The organism is Pseudomonas sp. HN11, assembly GCF_021390155.1.
Taxonomy (GTDB): domain Bacteria; phylum Pseudomonadota; class Gammaproteobacteria; order Pseudomonadales; family Pseudomonadaceae; genus Aquipseudomonas.
The window spans coordinates 3490391-3504072 of the sequence record NZ_CP089985.1; the positions used below are offsets into that span (position 1 = coordinate 3490391).

Annotated in this window: 14 protein-coding genes; 8 read left to right on the top strand and 6 right to left on the bottom strand. The window is 61.2% G+C overall.

Going from position 1 to position 13682, the window contains the following annotated elements; translation table 11 throughout:
- The first annotated feature begins 83 nt into the window (after positions 1-83).
- The gene (locus LVW35_RS15590; protein WP_233890976.1) at positions 84-1259 is read left to right on the top strand and encodes an MFS transporter; all 1176 of its coding nucleotides are present in this window, start codon (positions 84-86) and stop codon (positions 1257-1259) included.
- Here the strand turns inward: LVW35_RS15590 and LVW35_RS15595 are convergent.
- The 3 genes from LVW35_RS15595 to LVW35_RS15605 all read right to left on the bottom strand — a co-directional run bounded on the left by LVW35_RS15595 (position 1253) and on the right by LVW35_RS15605 (position 4157).
- Positions 1253-2290 (bottom strand): alpha/beta hydrolase family protein, encoded by a 1038-nt coding sequence (locus LVW35_RS15595; protein ID WP_233890977.1) that lies wholly within the window; start codon positions 2288-2290, stop codon positions 1253-1255. The two genes, LVW35_RS15590 and LVW35_RS15595, sit on opposite strands and share 7 nt — an antisense overlap.
- Positions 2291-2499: 209 nt before the next feature.
- Entirely contained in the window at positions 2500-3111 is a 612-nt protein-coding gene (locus LVW35_RS15600) for an FMN-dependent NADH-azoreductase (RefSeq protein WP_233890978.1), read from the bottom strand.
- A gap of 119 nt (positions 3112-3230) precedes the next feature.
- A complete protein-coding gene (locus LVW35_RS15605; protein WP_233890979.1) occupies positions 3231-4157 on the bottom strand; it encodes an AraC family transcriptional regulator in 927 nt (308 codons plus the stop codon).
- 157 nt (positions 4158-4314) lie between these two features.
- Here LVW35_RS15605 and LVW35_RS15610 point away from each other — a divergent pair, with 157 nt between their 5' ends.
- The 3 genes from LVW35_RS15610 (at position 4315) to LVW35_RS15620 (ending at position 7067) form a co-directional block, all read left to right on the top strand.
- On the top strand, positions 4315-5694 hold the full coding sequence (locus tag LVW35_RS15610; RefSeq protein WP_233890980.1) for an NAD-dependent succinate-semialdehyde dehydrogenase: 1380 nt from the start codon (positions 4315-4317) through the stop codon (positions 5692-5694).
- A 111-nt stretch (positions 5695-5805) separates the two neighbouring features.
- The gene (locus tag LVW35_RS15615; protein WP_233890981.1) at positions 5806-6714 is read left to right on the top strand and encodes a LysR substrate-binding domain-containing protein; all 909 of its coding nucleotides are present in this window, start codon (positions 5806-5808) and stop codon (positions 6712-6714) included.
- Complete coding sequence (locus tag LVW35_RS15620; protein ID WP_233890982.1) at positions 6711-7067, top strand: MmcQ/YjbR family DNA-binding protein; 357 nt, start codon at positions 6711-6713, stop codon at positions 7065-7067. Before LVW35_RS15615 ends, LVW35_RS15620 begins: the two co-directional genes overlap by 4 nt.
- Here the strand turns inward: LVW35_RS15620 and LVW35_RS15625 are convergent.
- On the bottom strand, positions 7056-7439 hold the full coding sequence (locus LVW35_RS15625; RefSeq protein WP_233890983.1) for a DUF1294 domain-containing protein: 384 nt from the start codon (positions 7437-7439) through the stop codon (positions 7056-7058). The two genes, LVW35_RS15620 and LVW35_RS15625, sit on opposite strands and share 12 nt — an antisense overlap.
- Positions 7436-8266 carry an undecaprenyl-diphosphate phosphatase gene (locus LVW35_RS15630; protein WP_233890984.1) on the bottom strand — a complete coding sequence of 277 codons (831 nt, stop codon included), beginning with the start codon at positions 8264-8266 and terminating at the stop codon, positions 7436-7438. Before LVW35_RS15630 ends, LVW35_RS15625 begins: the two co-directional genes overlap by 4 nt.
- Positions 8267-8485: 219 nt before the next feature.
- Between LVW35_RS15630 and LVW35_RS15635 the strand changes: the two genes are divergently transcribed.
- The 4 genes from LVW35_RS15635 (at position 8486) to LVW35_RS15650 (ending at position 12837) form a co-directional block, all read left to right on the top strand.
- The gene (locus LVW35_RS15635; protein WP_233890985.1) at positions 8486-10120 is read left to right on the top strand and encodes a methyl-accepting chemotaxis protein; all 1635 of its coding nucleotides are present in this window, start codon (positions 8486-8488) and stop codon (positions 10118-10120) included.
- Positions 10121-10180: 60 nt separating this feature from the next.
- Positions 10181-10744 carry a nicotinamide riboside transporter PnuC gene (pnuC, locus tag LVW35_RS15640; protein WP_233890986.1) on the top strand — a complete coding sequence of 188 codons (564 nt, stop codon included), beginning with the start codon at positions 10181-10183 and terminating at the stop codon, positions 10742-10744.
- A complete protein-coding gene (locus LVW35_RS15645; protein WP_233896491.1) occupies positions 10741-11262 on the top strand; it encodes an AAA family ATPase in 522 nt (173 codons plus the stop codon). Before pnuC ends, LVW35_RS15645 begins: the two co-directional genes overlap by 4 nt.
- A 69-nt stretch (positions 11263-11331) precedes the next feature.
- Positions 11332-12837, top strand: a complete 1506-nt coding sequence (locus tag LVW35_RS15650; protein ID WP_233890987.1) for an FAD-dependent oxidoreductase — start codon at positions 11332-11334, stop codon at positions 12835-12837.
- Here the strand turns inward: LVW35_RS15650 and LVW35_RS15655 are convergent.
- The gene (locus LVW35_RS15655) at positions 12834-13628 is read right to left on the bottom strand and encodes an exodeoxyribonuclease III (RefSeq protein ID WP_233890988.1); all 795 of its coding nucleotides are present in this window, start codon (positions 13626-13628) and stop codon (positions 12834-12836) included. The genes LVW35_RS15650 and LVW35_RS15655 overlap by 4 nt on opposite strands.
- Between the last annotated feature and the right edge of the window lie 54 nt (positions 13629-13682).

The following is a 13682-nucleotide window of genomic DNA, read 5'->3' on the forward strand; positions in this document are numbered from 1 at the left end:
CCCCTAATAAATAGATAGCCTGCTTCCTTTTCCCCCACGCCCTTGCCATGATGCCCTCACCGCCCGCCCGCGAACGAGTGCCCATGCCTGCCGCCGTCCCCAGTTCAATGTCGATCACCCTGCAGATCGTCTCCATCGTCTTCTACACCTTCATCGCATTTATCTGCATCGGCCTGCCGATTGCGGTGATTCCTGGCTATGTGCACGAGCAACTGGGTTTCAGCGCCGTGGTGGCTGGGGTCACCATCGGTTCTCAATACCTCGCCACGTTACTTAGCCGCCCCATGGCCGGGCGCATGTCGGACAACGTGGGCACCAAGCGCGCCATTGTGTTGGGGCTGGCGGGGATTCTGGTCAGCGGCGTGCTCACGTTATTTGCGACATTGCTACAGAGCATGCCCACCTTGAGCCTGGGCATTTTGATCGTCGGCCGACTGTTGCTCGGCGTAGCCCAAGGGCTGATCGGCGTGGGCACCATCAGTTGGTGCATGGGCGCCGTCGGGGCCGAACACACGGCGCGGTCGATCTCCTGGAATGGCATAGCGTCCTACGGCGCTATCGCCATTGGTGCTCCGCTGGGCGTGGTGATGGTGGCCGAGTACGGCTACAACAGTCTCGGCATTGCCCTGACGGTGTTGTCCGCCCTGGGCCTGGTGCTGATCCGCAACAAACCTTCGGTGCCGGTGGTGCGTGGTGAGCGCTTGCCATTCTGGGCGGTGTTCGGGCGTATCGCGCCCTTTGGCGCCAGCCTGTGCCTCGCTTCCATCGGCTATGGCACCCTCACCACCTTTATCACCCTGTACTACCTCAATCGCGGCTGGGCCGGTGCGGCTTACTGCCTGACGGTGTTTGGCGCGTGCTTTATCCTGTCGCGACTGGTGTTTATTTCTGCAATCAGTCGATTTGGCGGTTTTAGTGCCGCAATCGCCTGCATGACCATCGAGACCCTCGGCCTGACGCTGCTATGGCTGGCGCCGTCCACCGGCGTGGCATTGATTGGTGCCGGACTGACCGGCTTTGGCTTGTCGCTGGTGTACCCGGCGCTGGGTGTGGAAGCCATCAAGCAGGTGCCCAACAGCAGCCGTGGCGCGGGGCTGAGTGCTTACGCGGTGTTCTTTGACCTGGCCCTGGCGATTGCCGGACCTTTGATGGGCGCCGTGGCGCTGAACCTCGGCTACGGCTGGATCTTCTTCTGCGCTGCGTTGTTGTCGGTCACGGCACTGGGCGTGACCCTTATGCTCAAGCGTCGCGCTTATTGATCAGCCGTCTGCATGCCGGCGCGGGTGGCTTGGCCGAGGGTGTGGCTGAAAAAACGCCCCGCCTCAGAGATCAGGTCGCGGTGGATGCCTTCACGGTCGACGCCATCGGCATCCGTGCAAATCGCCGGCATTGCTGCCAACTGGTCACTGTCGCACGGCGCCATGAACACGAAGTGCCCTGCCCCAGCCAGTAGTTTGAAATCTGGAGGCTCAGGCAGTTTGCGCGCCAGGGCGGCAGCGTTCTTGTCCACGGCCACCAGTTTGTCGCCGTCGCCACTGTAAAGCAGCACCGGCACATGCACGTCAGCCAGGGTGTGACGACCAAACATCAAGCTCAGCGGCGCCATCAACATCAAGGCATGTATGCGCGGATCGGGTTGCGGTTGCAGATCGTCTCGGTCCACGACCAATTCGCCCTTGGTGGTGCAGGCGTCCCGGTCTTCCGGGCGTTCCTGGCAATAACGGCGCAGGCGGTCGAAATCCGGCTTGGCACCGGCCAGGATCAACGCAGTTTCGCCGCCGGCGGAGTAACCGATGACCCCCACCTGATCGACGTTGACGAACGGCGACAGCATCGGGTCGCCCAAGGTGGCGGTGATCGCCTCGGAGATCTGGATCGGCCGGCCATACAGGTTGCTCACCGTGCCCAGGCGGCTGTGGTCTTTATAGTTGTCGCCGGGATGCAACACTGCCACCACCACAAAGCCTTTACGTGCCAAGGATGTGGCCAGGTCATGCAGGGCCAGGGGTGTACCAGTGTTGCCGTGGGACAGCATCAGCATTGGAAAACGGCCGATGGCGATTTTGGAGTCTTCGGTAGCGGCGACGTGATAGGCACCTAACTGCGTGGTGTGCTCAAGGCCGGTGGACGGGTAAAACGCAACGGCTTTCATCGGCTGCAGATCGAGCGGATCAAGAAATGTCATGCGATGGAAGCCCACACTCCAATGCGGATGCGGCGCCGGCGCGGCGTGCACTGAAATCAGGCCGCCGAGCAGGGAAAGAACCATAACAGCACAAAGACGCATCATGGGGATGTCCACCTTTGCTGCGTGAGAACCGACATTTCGAAAGAAAAATCCTGGGTGTCAAACCCGTGCCTGCACAACTTGGGCTACATTGAAAAGACAGCGGGCAAACGAAAAAACTCCGTACTCCAGCGCCTTGAGGCGAGCAGAATACAGAGTTTAGGCGCCCGGTTTCAGATTGAAACCGGGCAAAGGCGAAATTTACACAAGCCTTACGCGGCAGCGAACAATTGTTCGTTGATCAGTACGTTGGCGTCGCTCAGGGATTTGCTGCGAACCTCATCACCATAAGCCAGGCCTTCGGCACGTACGATTTCAATGTCGGTAATACCAAGGAAGCCGAACAGCAGTTTCAGATAGCCTTCATGGGCGGCACCGGAGGCTTGACCTGCGTGCAGGCCACCGGCCGTGGACACGATGATGACTTTCTTGTTGCCGCACAGGCCTTCCGGGCCGGCTTCGCTGTAGCGGAACGTCTGGCCGGCGACGGCAATGCGGTCGATCCAGGCTTTCAATTGAGTGGGAATGGTGAAGTTGTACATCGGTGCGCCGACAACCACTGCATCGGCGGCGAGAAATTCTGCCAGCGACGACGCGCTCAGTTCAGCCTCATGCTTTTGCGCGGCATCACGCAATTCTGCGGCGGTGCCCAGAGCGCCCAAAGTCGCGCCAGAGAAGTGGTTGATGCCTTCGCCGGCCAGGTCACGGTAAGTCACTTCCACACCTGGCTCCGCCGCTTGCCAGGCCTTGACCACACCAGCGCTGAGCTGACGGGACGCCGAGTTGTCGCCGAGGATGCTGGAATCGATATGCAACAGTTTCATGCGGGATCTCCAAGTGAGGATCGCAACGTGGCGATCAAGTGGGGTTGATCCTACAGGTGATTCGAATAAACGATTAGACGGCTGAAATGCGACTGTTTGTCCTGCTGGCAGGACAGCGCCTAATGAGACGACACATAGATCGATGCCGACGTCGGTGCAGGCAGCGCATAGGTACGCTTCATCCACTGGATCTCTTCCTGTGGCGTACGCCCGAAGAAACGCTTGAACTCTCGACTGAACTGCGACGCGCTTTCATAGCCGACCTTGGCACAGGCCGAAGCGGCGGTGATGTCGCTGCGCAGCATCAGCAGGCGCGCCTGGTGCAGGCGCGTGGACTTGAGGTACTGCATCGGCGAGGTGTCGGTGACAGTGCGAAAATGCGCGTGAAAACTGGGCACGCTCATCATCGCTTCATTGGCCAACGCCTCTACGTCAAGGGGCTGGTCATAGCATCCATGGATCTTGCGAATTGCCCGCGCCACCTTGCCGAACTGGCCCTGGCGATTCAACGCGGCGCGCATCGAACCTCCTTGTTCGCCCGTGATGATCCGGTAGTAGATCTCGCGCATCAGCGCCCGACCCAGTATGTGCGCATCCATCGGCACGCTCATGGCCTCCAGGAAGCGCAGCAACGACTCGCTGAGTAAATCATCCATGGGCGATGAGTACATGCCTCGCGGCTTGGCCTCGACCAGTTCCGCACACTCATCCAGCGCCACCATCAGCTCCGCCGCGAGGGTGAAGTCCAACCGCAGGTACACCGCGAGCATGGGTTCGGCGTCGCTTGCGTCGGTCTCCATGGTAAAGGGAACCGGCACCGACACCACCAAGTAGTGCTGAGCGTCGTAGAGGTAAATTTCGTCCCCCAGATAACCACGCTTGCGTCCCTGGCAGACGATCACGATGCCGGGGTCGTACAGCACCGGCACCCGATGCAACGGCCGGTTTGAGCGCAGGAAGCGCACGTCATCGAGGGCGCTCAGGTTATAGCCCTCGACAGGCGCCAGGCGGCCCATCAACTCAATGATTCTGTCTGTACGGTCCATGGTGGCGGGCCTCAGGGTAAAACCTCACGGTACCTCGCAACCTGTGTCGATGCTACGGACTTATAGGAATAGGCAATCAGCACATTGGAATGGATATTCGTTCAACCCGCGCAGTTCCGTAGCCTGAAACAGCACGTTCAGCCCTCGGAGATTACGCATGCTTATCGTCTACAACCCTGCCACCGGTGAAGAAGTCGGCCGTGTCGACAAGAATACCGCGGACGACGTCAGAGCCGCCATCGACCGTGCCTGCGCCGCTTTCCCGCAATGGTCGTCCAGGCTCGCCAAGGACCGCAGTGACATCCTGCGCCGCTGGCACGACGCAGTTAAGGCCGACAAGGAAGCCTTCGCCGAACTGCTCTGTCGCGAAAACGGCAAATGCCTCAGCGAAGCCCGCGGCGAAATCGACTACGGCCTGGGCTTTATCGAGTGGTACGCCGAGGAAGCCAAGCGCGTATACGGCGACACCATCCCCACCCACGACCGCAATGCCAACATCGTGGTGACCAAGGAAGCCATCGGCCCCGTCGCCGCTATCACGCCGTGGAATTTCCCCTTCATGATGATCACCCGCAAGGTCGCCACAGCCCTGGCGGCCGGTTGCACCATGGTGATCAAGCCCGCCGAAGATACTCCACTGACCGCCTTCAAGTTGCTGGAATACGCACGCAAGGCCGGGATAGAGGAAGGCGTACTGGAGGTGGTGGTGGGCGACCCCAAGGTAATCGGCCTGATCCTCACGGGCGACCCGCGCATCCGCAAAATCTCGTTCACCGGCTCAACCGGCGTCGGCAAACTGCTCGCCGCACAATGCGCGGCGAGCATCAAGAAGATGACCCTGGAACTGGGGGGCAACGCGCCGTTTATCGTGTTCCAGGATGCCAACCTGGATGAGGCGGTGAAAGGGCTGGTCAGCGCCAAGCTGCGTAACTCGGGCCAGGTGTGCATCTCACCGAACCGGATCTTTGTGCAGCACAGCATCCTCGAAGACTTCATCAAGCGCGTGAAGCACGCCGTGGCCATGATCGAAGTGGACCAAGGCCTGCGTGAAGACTTTGTGGTCGGCCCGTTGGTCAATCAACTGGGTTTCGACAAGGTCGTGCGCCTGGTGGAAGACGCCAAGGCCGCTGGCGCCAAGGTATTGATGGGCGGCAAACCCCACGCCAAGGGCGGCCTGTTCTACGAGCCGACGGTGTTGACTGGCTTGCGGGATGATTCCCCCCTGGCGACCGAGGAAATCTTCGGGCCGGTGTTCGCAATCTATTCGTTCAAGGACGAAGAGGAAGTAATCGCCCGCGCCAACCAGACTGAATTCGGCCTGGTCGCCTACGCCTACACCCGCGCACTGGGGCGGTCGTTGCGTCTGTCGCGCCAGTTGGAGGCCGGTATGGTGATTCTCAACTCCGGGTCGGTGGGCACGGCATCCGTGCCGTTTGGCGGGATCAAACAGTCCGGTTATGGCCGGGAAGGCAGCTACTACGGGATCGAAGAGTACGTGCATGTGAAGTATGTGTTGATGGCCGGCGCACAGTTCTAGGCAGACCTGCCGAAAAAAGCCAGCACCCACCAGGTGCTGGCTTTTTTTCTGGTGGATTTGCACACGCCAGACGCGGATAGTTCGTCCCACTGACAGGACACTAGGTTGATCATGCAAGACCTCAACGACCTCTACTATTTCGCTAAAGTCGTGGAAGCCGGCGGTTTCGCGGCGGCCGGGCGTATGTTGGGCATTCCAAAGTCCAGGCTGTCGCGGCGCATCGCCGAGCTGGAGGAACGCCTCGGCGCGCGCCTGCTGCAACGCACCACTCGCCAATTGACCCTCACTGCCGTCGGCGAACGCTACCTGCGTCACTGCCAGGCGATGCTGCTGGAAGCGGAAATGGCCGATGAGGCCGTGGCCAGCATGTCCAGTGAACCCCGCGGGCGACTGCGGGTGAGCTGCCCGGTCGGCATGGCTCAGCACATTCTGCCGGAGATGGTGGCTGGATTTCTTGCGGCTCATCCCCAGGTGCAGCTGGAAATGACCTTGGTCAACCGCCGTGTCGACTTGGTCGCCGAGGGCATCGATGTCGCCCTTCGCGTGCGCGAACTGGGCGATGAAGACCCGTTGCTGGTGACCAAACGCCTGCGCCAGGCCCAGACCGTGCTGGTGGCCAGCCCTGCGCTGATGATCGGGCGCCAGGTGGCGACCCTGGAGGACCTCAGGCAGTTACCGATCCTCGGTGCACTGGAGGCGGATCGCCTGGTGCATCAACGCATTCTCGACCCTCATGGCAACGCCCACGACCTGGCGATGGAAGCTCGTCTGGGTATCGACGACTTTATCGTGCGCAAAGCCAGCGCCATCATGGGCCTGGGCTTCACCGTTCTGCCGATGATGTACTGCGAAGAGGAATTGGCCAGCGGCCGGCTCGTGCAACTGCTGCCGGAATGGTCCTTGCCAGGCGGCTGGCTGCAAGCGGTGTATCCGCATCGCCGGGGCGTATTGCCGGCCATTCGGGCCTGGATCGATTACCTGGAAGAAGGTTTCAAAGGCTGTGGAGATCGACTGCTATGAGGATGACCGACGAAGACGTCGCCACGTTCTGCCTGAGCCTGCCGGGCGCGCGGGAAGACTACAAATGGGGTGGCGTACGGGTGTTTTCGATTGCAGGCAACAAGATGTTCGCATTGCAGAACCTGCGCGGAGAGTCGCTGGCGTTCAAGGTCGACAAGGAGCTGTTCCTCGGCCATGTGGACCGCCCCGGCATTCACCCGGCGCCGTATTTGGCGCGGGCGCAGTGGATCATCATGAATACGCCCTACCCGCTGGGCGCTGAGGAATTGCGTGGCTTGCTGCTGCGTTCCCACCAGTTGGTAGTGCGCAAGCTGCCCAAGCGCACGCAGATCGGGTTGTTGCTAGAGCACTGAGAGCAAGGTGCCACCGAGGAACAGCTGGTCCAGCCAGAACACCTGATGCAGCAACACGATCAGCCAGAACAACACCTGATAAGACACCTTGCGCGTCTTGTGCCGGAACACCTGCTGGGCAATCAACGCACCCGGCCAGCCGCCTGCCAGCTCTACGGCATGGAGAATATTTTCCGGGGTGCGCCAACTGTCGGTGCGCGCCTTGCGCTTGTCACTCCAGTACAAGAAGAATGCGATCACACTGACCAGGCCATAGGCCGCCAGCGGGATCACGGTCTCGCCGCGCTGCCACACCAATACCGAACCCAACAACGGCGCCGCACACAGCAGCACAAAGAACGCCGCCTTCAAGCGTGGGTGCTGGATCATCATGCCTTGGCCGCCGCCCAGTCGATCCAGCCGAGCTGCCAGGTCGCCAGGATCAGTAGGCCGAACGCGATGCGGTACCAGGCAAACACGGCGTAGCTGTGGCTGGCAATGAACTTGAGCAGGCCTTTCACCGCGATCATCGCGAAGATGAACGAAGTCACAAAGCCAATGACGAACACCGGCAGGTCCGCAGGCTGGAACAGGTCGCGGTACTTGTAGCCCGAATACACCGCCGCACCGACCATGGTCGGCATTGCCAGGAAGAACGAGAATTCGGTGGCGGTCTTGCGTGACAGACCAAAGAGCAGGCCGCCAATAATGGTCGCGCCAGAACGCGAAGTGCCGGGGATCATCGCCAGGCACTGGGCCAGGCCAACCTTGAGCGCATCTTTCCAGGTGATGTCATCCACGGTTTCGGCGTGCACTTCATGCTCGCGGCGCTCGGCCCACAACATGATGATGCCCCCCACCACCAGCGCCGTGGCCACGGTGATCGGGTTGAACAGGTAATGGTGAATCAGGTCGGCGAAAATCACCCCCAGTACCACCGCAGGCACGAAGGCGATCAACAGATTGCCGGTAAAGCGCTGGGCCTTGCGCTGAGTCGGCAGGCCGCTGACCACTTCGAAAATCTTGCCACGAAATTCCCACACCACCGCCAGGATCGCGCCCAGCTGGATGATGATATTGAACGCGTTGAAGCGGTCGCCGGTAAAGTCGAGCAAGTCGGCAACGATGATCTGGTGGCCGGTGCTGGAAATCGGCAGGAACTCGGTCAGCCCCTCCACAACGCCAAGAATCAAAGCCTGTATGGCGGTCCAAAAATCCATGCTTCCCCCAAAGGTCTTGCTCTATGGCAAGCCTTGTTGATCTTTTTAATGGTTCACTGACGACAAGACACGGTGTTGAGTTTCAACCCTGGCCTGCAAAAATCTTGTGAAAAATCAGACAGTACTCAGGTTTTCCGAATACAGGCCGAAAGCCTATCAGACAAGTCGGAAAAGTCGATGCAGCACCCACAATTATAAAAAGCACGGAGTGACAGGACGATGAACAGTTTGCGCAATATGTCGATCAGCCGGCGCCTGTGGCTGATCCTGATAGTCGCCGTGCTGATGCTGCTGGCCCTGGGTTTGCTGATGCTCAAACAGATCCACGACGACCTGTACCAGGCCAAGCGCCAGCAGACTCAACATGTGGTCCAGACCGCCAGCGGGATCCTGACGTTTTATCACAGCCTCGAAACCACTGGCGTGATGACCCGCGACGCCGCCCAGAAACAAGCCTTGAGCGTGGTACGCAGCTTGCGCTACGACCATGACGACTATTTCTGGATCAATGACCTCACCCCCGTGATGATCATGCACCCGGCCAACCCAAAGCTCGACGGCCAGAACCTCTCGGCGATCCGCGACCCCGACGGCTTTGCCGTGTTCAACGAGTTCGTGATCCTGGCCAAGGCCAAGGGCGCTGGCATCGTCAACTATCGCTGGCCGAAGCCGGGCGCCGAAGCGCCGGTGGCCAAGACCTCGTATATCCAACTGTTCGAGCCGTGGGGCTGGATCATCGGTTCCGGCGTCTACGTGGATGATGTGCAGGCCGAGTTCAGCGGCCAGGTCTGGAAAGCCTCATTGATCGGACTGGGGATCGCGCTGGTAATGGCGCTGCTGGTCTTACTGATTGCGCGCAGCATCGTGCGTCCCTTGCAGGATGCAGTGAACGCCATGGGTAATATCGCCAGCGGCGAAAGCGACCTGACCCGCAGCCTCGATACCCACGGCAGGGACGAAGTCACTCAATTGGCCCAGCACTTCAACAGTTTTACCGCCAAGTTGCGCCAGGTGGTGGGCCAATTGCAGGTGTGCGCCAACGCCCTGGGGCAGTCCTCCCAGGAACTGGGCAGCAACGCGACCCAGGCCCATGACCGCAGCCAGCAACAGTCGCAGCAGATGGAGCTGGTGGCCACCGCCATCAATGAAGTTACCTACGGTGTGCAGGACGTGGCCAAGAACGCCGAGCACGCCGCCAGCGAAATGCGCGACGCCCAGGCCCAGGCCCAACAAGGCCAGGTAAATATCGACAGCAGCCTGCAGCAGATCGACCAGCTCTCCGGCACCATCAGTCAGGCGGTGGAAGTCATCCGAACCCTGTCTGCCGAAAGCACCCAGATCGGTAGCGTGCTCGAAGTGATCCGCTCCATTGCCGACCAGACCAACCTCCTCGCGCTTAACGCTGCGATTGAAGCAGCCCGCGCCGGCGAACAAGGCCGCGGCTTCGCCGTGGTGGCCGATGAAGTGCGGCTGCTGGCCCAGCGCACGCAAAAATCCACGGCCGAAATCCAGGGCATGATCGAACGCCTGCAGGGCCACTCGGAAGCCGCGGTCAAGGTGATCAGCGATAGCCACAGCGCCTCGCAACTGACCATCGAACAAGCCGGCCAGGCCGGCGCCAGCCTGACCGCCATCGGTCAGGCGCTGCACAACCTCAATGGCCTCAACGCCTCGATTGCCAGCGCCACCCTGCAACAGGCTCACGTGGTGGAAGACATCAATCAGAACGTTACCCAGGCTGCCGGGTTGTCCCACAGCACGGCGCTGGCGGCGGAGCAGTCGAGTGTGGCGAGTGCGCATTTGCACGGCCTGAGCGAAGAGCTCGACGGCCTTCTGCGTCAGTTCAAGGTCTGAGCGCAACGGCGGTGATTTGTTTACAATCACCGCCCTCTCCCACTCTCCCAAGGAATCACCATGTCCGGGCTTGAACTGTTCGCCGCCGCCCTCGGGGTGATTGCCGTGTGGCTGACCGTCAAGCAAAACCCCTGGTGCTGGCCCATCGGGCTGGTGATGGTGTTGCTGTACACCTGGGTGTTCTTCGACGTGAAACTCTATTCCGACATGTTGTTGCAGGTGGTCTACGCCGCGTTGCAAGTCTACGGTTGGTGGCAGTGGACCCGTGCCGGCGAGGTCAAGCAAGGACGTCAGGTCACCAGCCTCGGTGTCCCGGCGATCATGGCCAGCCTGGCGGTGGGCGCAGTCGGCAGCCTGCTGCTCGGTGCTGCCATGGCCCACTGGACGGACGCGGCCCAGCCCTGGCTCGACGCTGCCCTCACCGGCTTCAGCCTGGTGGCGCAGATGTGGATGGCGCAAAAACGCGTGCAGTGCTGGCCTCTCTGGATTGCAGTGGACGTGATTTTCGTCGGGCTGTTCCTCTACAAAAGCCTCTACCTCACCGCCGCGCTCTATGCGCTGTTCACCGTGATCGCCGTGCAAGGCTGGCGCGAATGGCGCGCCGACCCGGCGTTGCACGCATGAAGGTGGTAGTGTTGGCCGGCCCCGAGTCCAGCGGTAAAAGTTGGCTATCGTCGGAGTTGCAGGCCCATTTCGGTGGATTGATGGTGAGTGAATACGTACGCTATTTCATCGATGATCATCAACGTGACACCACTCTGGCCGACATCCCGGCCATCGCCCGTGGCCAACTGGCCTGGGAAGACGCCGCTCGCGCCCGGCAGCCTGAACTGCTGATCCTCGATACCCACCTGCTGACCAACAAACTCTGGAGCCAGACCCTGTTCGGCGCCTACCCGGCCTGGCTCGACAGCGAATTGCTGGCGCGCCACTACGACCTGCACCTGTTGCTATCGCCGGAGGATGTGGAATGGACCGCAGACGGCCAACGCTGCCAACCGGACCTCGCGGATCGCCAGGCGTTTTTCCAGGCCAGTCTGAACTGGATGCGCCAGCACCAGCAGCCAGTGGTGGTGGTCGGTGGAGACTGGACACAACGCCGCGCCACAGCTTTCTCCGCTGTGGCGAAGTTGCTGGCCTAGCGACCGACCATCGGGTCAACGCAGTCTATCGCCCTGCCCGCCAGTCAACCCACTAAAGGAGACTGGCCCATGAATATGCGCATCGTTGCCCGCCTGATTAACTTGCCTGAAAACCGGGGCGTTCGTGTCGAGACGGCGGCGCATCCCTTGTTGCTGGTTCGCACTGGCGACCAAGTGCGGGCCTTCCAGGCAGACTGCCCGCACGCGGGCGCGCCGCTGGAAGAAGGCGTCATCTGCCAAGGCCGCATCGTGTGCCCCTGGCACAAAGCGGCGTTCGCCGTGGACAGCGGCGCCGTGTGCGAACCGCCGGCACTGGCCGGGCTCACGCAATACCCGGTGCAGGTTCACGATGGCGTGGTGAGTGTCGGCGACGCACCTCTCACTGCCACGTTCACACCGCCCCGTGAAGACTCGCGCTGTTTTGTGGTGATCGGCGCCGGTGCCGCCGGTGCCGCCGCCGTGGCTGCCCTGAAACGCCACGGGTTTGCCGGACGCTTGCTGTGGGTTGACCGAGAACAGCAGCCTGCCTACGACCGCACTGCCTTGAGCAAATTCGTGATTGCCGGCGAAATGGCGGCCAACGACACCCCGGCTCTGCTGGACTTGACGGTGAACGTTCATGGCGAAGTGCAGCGCCTGGATGCCATCGCCAAGCGCATCGAATTGACTGACGGCCGGCAGTTCAACTACGACGCCGCTCTGGTCGCCACCGGGGGCAACGCCAAGCCACTGGACATACCCGGCACCGCGCTGAACAACGTATTCGTGCTGCGCAGCCGCGAAGACGCCGCACGCATCAGCGCGGCCGCAGCATCGGCCACCTGCGCGGTGATCATCGGTGACAGCTTCATCGGCCTGGAGGCGGCTTCGGCCCTGCGTCAACGCGGCCTGGTGGTGCAAGTGGTCAGCCGTCACGCGATCCCACTGGCGGCGCCATTGGGCAAGCGCATCGGTGCCGCCCTGCGCCAATTGCACGAGGACAACGGCGTGATTTTCCACAGCAACACCGAACCCGAGCGCCTGGACGGGTATGGCGCCGTGAGTACCGTGCTGCTTAAAAACGGCAATCGCCTGGCAGCCGACCTGGTGCTGATGGGCGTCGGCGTAACACCCGCCACTGACTTTATCGACGGCGTCGCCAGAGCCGAAGACCATTCGCTGCGAGTCGACGATAGCCTGCTGGCTGCACCCGGACTATGGGCCGCCGGCGACAACGCAACCTTTCCCTGGCAACGCCAGCCCATGCGCATCGAACACTGGCGCCTGGCCCAGCAACTCGGCGTGCTGGCAGCACGCAATATGCTTGGTGAAGCCCTGCCGTATGCCAATGTGCCGTTCTTCTGGACCTACCATTTCGGCAAAACCTTCGAAGTGCTCGGGCACCCACAGCACTGGAACCGGCTGCATGTGGAGGGCGACCTGCAACAGCATGACTTCATCGCCCTGCTCTGCCATGACGATCAGGTTGAAGCGGTGATCGCCTGCGAGCACCAACAAGCAATGGCGCGTCTGTCACAACGTATGCAGCAACCGCTGGGCAAGGCAGAAGCCCTTGAACTGATTCGCCGCCGTTAACGCTTTTTTCGCGTCCCCAGTTGAATCCACGTCGGCGCATGGTCGCTGGCGTGGGGTTCATTGCGCACCCAGGCATCCACGCCCGCATCCTTCAGATAAGGCGCGAGCGTCGGGTTGAGCAAAAGGTGGTCGATACGCAGGCCGGAGTTTTTCTGCCAGTGCTGGCGGAAGTAATCCCAGAAGGTATAGACACGCTCATCGGGATACAGATGGCGCACGGAATCGGTCCAGCCCTGGTCCAGCAGACGCTGGTAAGCCTCGCGGCTTTGCGGTTGCAGCAAGGCGTCCTTGAGCCAGGAGCGGGGGTTGTAGATATCCAGGTCAGTGGGCACCACATTGAAGTCCCCAGCCAGCAGCACAGGATGTTCGCTGGCGTGCAGCGCCTTCGCATAGGCGATCAGCCGCTCGAACCAAGCCAGTTTGTAGTCGAACTTCGGCCCGGGCTGTGGGTTGCCGTTGGGCAAATACAAGCAGCCGATCAAAACGCCATGCACGGCGGCTTCGATATAGCGGCTTTGCGTGTCGCCGTCATCGCCGGGCAAGCCACGGCGGCTTTCCAGCGGCTGGGCGTCACGCGCCAAAATCGCCACCCCGTTCCAGGACGCTTGCCCCAGGCAGATCGCGCCATAGCCGGCAGCTTCGAAGTCAGCATAGGGGAACAGACTTTCCGGGGCCTTGAGTTCCTGCAGGCACACTACGTCTGGCTGGTCCCGCGCCAGCCATTGCAGCAGGTTCGGCAGTCGAGCACGAATGCCGTTGATATTGAAGGTGGCGATTTTCAGCGCTTTCATGGGTGGGGTCCTGCCAGGGTTCCTGGGGTAGAGCCCAGGAGCGGCACGGATGTT

Coding starts and splice junctions, on each gene's coding strand:
- LVW35_RS15590 (WP_233890976.1), top strand. CDS start 84: ATGCCTGCCGCCGTCCCCAGTTCAATGTCGATCACCCTGCAGATCGTC.
- LVW35_RS15595 (WP_233890977.1), bottom strand. CDS start 2,290: ATGATGCGTCTTTGTGCTGTTATGGTTCTTTCCCTGCTCGGCGGCCTG.
- LVW35_RS15600 (WP_233890978.1), bottom strand. CDS start 3,111: ATGAAACTGTTGCATATCGATTCCAGCATCCTCGGCGACAACTCGGCG.
- LVW35_RS15605 (WP_233890979.1), bottom strand. CDS start 4,157: ATGGACCGTACAGACAGAATCATTGAGTTGATGGGCCGCCTGGCGCCT.
- LVW35_RS15610 (WP_233890980.1), top strand. CDS start 4,315: ATGCTTATCGTCTACAACCCTGCCACCGGTGAAGAAGTCGGCCGTGTC.
- LVW35_RS15615 (WP_233890981.1), top strand. CDS start 5,806: ATGCAAGACCTCAACGACCTCTACTATTTCGCTAAAGTCGTGGAAGCC.
- LVW35_RS15620 (WP_233890982.1), top strand. CDS start 6,711: ATGAGGATGACCGACGAAGACGTCGCCACGTTCTGCCTGAGCCTGCCG.
- LVW35_RS15625 (WP_233890983.1), bottom strand. CDS start 7,439: ATGATGATCCAGCACCCACGCTTGAAGGCGGCGTTCTTTGTGCTGCTG.
- LVW35_RS15630 (WP_233890984.1), bottom strand. CDS start 8,266: ATGGATTTTTGGACCGCCATACAGGCTTTGATTCTTGGCGTTGTGGAG.
- LVW35_RS15635 (WP_233890985.1), top strand. CDS start 8,486: ATGAACAGTTTGCGCAATATGTCGATCAGCCGGCGCCTGTGGCTGATC.
- pnuC (WP_233890986.1), top strand. CDS start 10,181: ATGTCCGGGCTTGAACTGTTCGCCGCCGCCCTCGGGGTGATTGCCGTG.
- LVW35_RS15645 (WP_233896491.1), top strand. CDS start 10,741: ATGAAGGTGGTAGTGTTGGCCGGCCCCGAGTCCAGCGGTAAAAGTTGG.
- LVW35_RS15650 (WP_233890987.1), top strand. CDS start 11,332: ATGAATATGCGCATCGTTGCCCGCCTGATTAACTTGCCTGAAAACCGG.
- LVW35_RS15655 (WP_233890988.1), bottom strand. CDS start 13,628: ATGAAAGCGCTGAAAATCGCCACCTTCAATATCAACGGCATTCGTGCT.